The organism is Mitsuaria sp. TWR114 (assembly GCF_007997345.1).
Map to the genome: position 1 here is coordinate 1 of NZ_VOSR01000134.1, position 3093 is coordinate 3093.

Consider the following 3093-nt stretch of genomic DNA (forward strand, 5'->3'; position numbering starts at 1 on the left):
GCGCGCGCCGCGGGTCTCGGGCGCGTATCGCTGCAGCGCGCGCTCGACGTCGCCGCTGCCACGCTCGGCGTAGTAGCCGAACCAGCGGTCGATCCACGGGCAGCCCTGGCTGTCGCGTCCCGTTCCGCTCAACGCCGCGTCCACCGCCACGCAGACATCCCCGCGAAGCGCGGCGAGGAACTCGCTCTTGCGCATCTGCCCGCCCGCCGGCTCGGCATCGTCCGCCACTAGCAGCGATGTCGGCCGGGCCTGCGCTGCGCTCGCCGCGGACCATCCGGCCTGCTCCGGCCGATGCCAGTCCCCGCCTTGCATCACCGAGTCGGCGATGCGGTCGGACTCGCGCTCGGCGCCCTCATGAAGGGGCTGCGCGGGCGCCGCACCGGTGGACGCGCGCGCGAGCGACGACGAGTCAGCAGCGCTGCGCGTGGCTGCGGCTACGGACTGAGGCGAGGATCTTGCTTGGCTCATGACGTCACGCGGGGCCCGACGCAGAGGCGCGGGTCACAGAATCTGAATCAACTTGGTCTTCGTCCCGGTGCTCCAATGCCGCTCCTGGGCAAAGACCTTGTACCCAAGGTCGCGCGGCAATTGGCGTCTCAACTGCTTCGCGTACTCGATCGTCTTTTCCAGATGCAGCCCTTCCTCCTGACCGATCGCGCCGGGGATCTTTGCCAGGGTGCCTGGCCTGGCGGTGATATCGCCCACGATGATGGTCTTGTCCGCATGGTTGATCCCGATGAGATCCGGACGAGCCCGCTGATCGGTGAACATCGAACTCAGTCTTCGGCCACCGACCCTGGCGTCGCCAAAGCGATTCCTCGGGAAAGTCTCATAGCCTTTGCCCGCGAGCTCGGCGGCCCAGTCCTCGACCTCCATCGACTCGATGCCTGTCCCGATGCTCGCGGCGTCCTTGCCATGCCCCGCGTCCCTCGTCGCCTGAAGTTCCTCAAGCGCTTCACCGGTGTCTTGGGGCCCCTGCACACTGGAGCTCCGGACTGAACCGGACGTCCCTGTCGACGTGTTGGACGGATGCACCTTCGGCGTCCTGAGGTCGGCGACGGTCGTCGGCGTGGTGCGGGCGCCGCTGACCATGCGCGATTCCATGTTGGTCGACACCGCGCCGCCGACGCCCTTGCCCACGCCGGCCGCGGCCTGCTCGCCGGCCGCCGCCTCGCTGAAGACCGCCACCAGCGCGTCGAAGGCCTCGACCGCCTTGTCGACCACGCCCTTGAAGAACTTGAGCGCCCCATTGACCGCCTTGCGCAGCAGCGCGCCGGCCTCCAAGAACACGCCCTTGATCCATCCGAACGCCTGCACCGCCTTGCCCGCCACGAACTCCGCGGCCTTGCCCACCAGGCTGGCGCCCTTGGCGATCAGGTTGCCGATCGCCTCGCTGAACACCAGCATCAGCACCTGCGCGACCAGCGTGCCGACCACCTCCCCGATGCCCTTGCCCATCTCGTAGAAGTCCTTTCCCAGAAGGTCGAAGATCGCATGCGCCCCGCTCGCGCCCATGTCCCGCGCCTTGGACTGGGCCATCTGCATCAGGTTGTCGAGCAGTCCCGAGAACTTCTGCACCGTGCCCTTCGGATCCGTCACGAAGCTCGCCAGCGCACCGCCCAGTTCCCCCATCAACGCGTTGAGCCGGACGTTGAGCTCCGCGATCTTGCGTTGCCGTTCCGGACTCACCGCGATCCCCAGCGGCGACCACTTCGCCAGCCACTCCAGCCCGGACAGGCCGAGCCTGACCAGGCCGACCACGCCCTTGACCAGGTCGGTGATCGGGCTGACCAGGCCGATGACCAGCCCGACGAGGTACCCGCCGTAGAACCTGGCGGCGTTCCACGGCACCGTCAATTCGGAGAGATGCGCCTTGGCGGCGTCGGCGCGGCCCGCGCGGACATCGGCCTTCAACCCGCCCACGAATCCCTCGAGCACCGCCTTGATGAACGGCCAGGACGCGTCGCTGGTGGCCTTGCGTCCCACCGTGTCGATCAGCCCGGTTCCCAGCGAATACGGCGCCTCTTCCTCCGGTGCGCACTGGATGCGTTGCACGGGCAAGGTCGGCACGTCGGACGCCAGCAGCGTGCGGGCATCCTGCTCGTGCGGGGAATCGGGCGCATCGACCACCGGTTCCCGCGCCGCCACCGCCCAATGCTGCTGTGCGACGTGGCGCAATTCATGCCGCAGCAAGGCGCGCCCTTGCGGCGACTCCGGCGCATACCTCCCCGCGCCGAAGGCAATGTCGCTGCCGACCGTGTAGGCCGACGCATGCAAGGCGCCGGCGGCGGCATGCGCCCCCGGTCCGTCATGCACGCGAACGTGGCCGAAACCGAAGCCATAACGCTGCGCGGCCTCCTGCTGCACCTGGGGCGGCAGGGGCCGCCCTCCCGCGCCACGCAGCGCGTCGACCGCGCGCTCGGAGGGGGCCTTTCGCGTGGGCGTTCGCACGGTCGTCCTGCCGTCAAGCGGGTCGGGCCGGATCCGCCTTTGTCTTCGTCCCCGCCTCCGTCGCCGTCCCGGGCTGGGTCTCCGACCGCGTGCCCTCATTGCAGTTCCACCAATACGGCCCGGTCGTTCGCAGCTGCCGCCGGCAGGCGCAGTTGTCCGGCGCGCTCACCTTGCCCTGCTCGTCCACGGTGACCTTGGCCAGCACCACCCACGGGTCGGTCGGGCATGGCGGGCAATCCGGGATGGCGCCCGGTTCCGTGAACTGCGCCATCGACGGCGGCGACGCATGCGACTCCGGGCAGGCATCGAGCACGCACAGCTCGTACCCGTCCTGCCAACGCGAGAACTCGCAACCGGTGTCGTCGCAGCCGCAGCCCACCGGCTGCACCCGCACCGGCCGCGCGGCCACCTGCCGGTAGCGCACGGCGACGAACAGCGGCGCGCCGGGATCGCGCGTGGACACGGTGCGGTCCGGGCACAGCGGGTCGATCGCGATGTCGTCGCAGGCATCGCCGCTGACCGCCGACACGCAACGGGTGCGGAGGTCGAAGCACACGTCGCGCTCGATCATGATCTCGTCGCCCTGCGGCCCGAGCAGGTAGCCCGGCTGCACCACCACGCGCCAGGCCTGCGTGCTGGCCT

At 69.7% G+C, this 3093-nt stretch carries 3 protein-coding genes; all 3 read right to left on the reverse strand.

The genetic code is table 11. The features are described 5' to 3' along the window. Nucleotides 1-468: hypothetical protein (locus FUT87_RS06400; protein WP_147240466.1), on the reverse strand; the 468-nt coding region annotated here is incomplete at its 3' end. 33 nt (nt 469-501) lie between these two features. After that, the gene (locus FUT87_RS06405; RefSeq protein ID WP_147240467.1) at nt 502-2550 is read right to left on the reverse strand and encodes a DUF4157 domain-containing protein; all 2049 of its coding nucleotides are present in this window, start codon (nt 2548-2550) and stop codon (nt 502-504) included. After that, the coding region (locus tag FUT87_RS28485; RefSeq protein WP_186830386.1) for a hypothetical protein at nt 2465-3093 on the reverse strand (629 nt) is incomplete at its 5' end. The genes FUT87_RS06405 and FUT87_RS28485, both read right to left, overlap by 86 nt.

Bases quoted from the DNA above. Each gene is read 5' to 3' on its own strand.
- FUT87_RS06405 (WP_147240467.1), bottom strand. From the start codon at position 2,550: ATGAGGGCACGCGGTCGGAGACCCAGCCCGGGACGGCGACGGAGGCGG.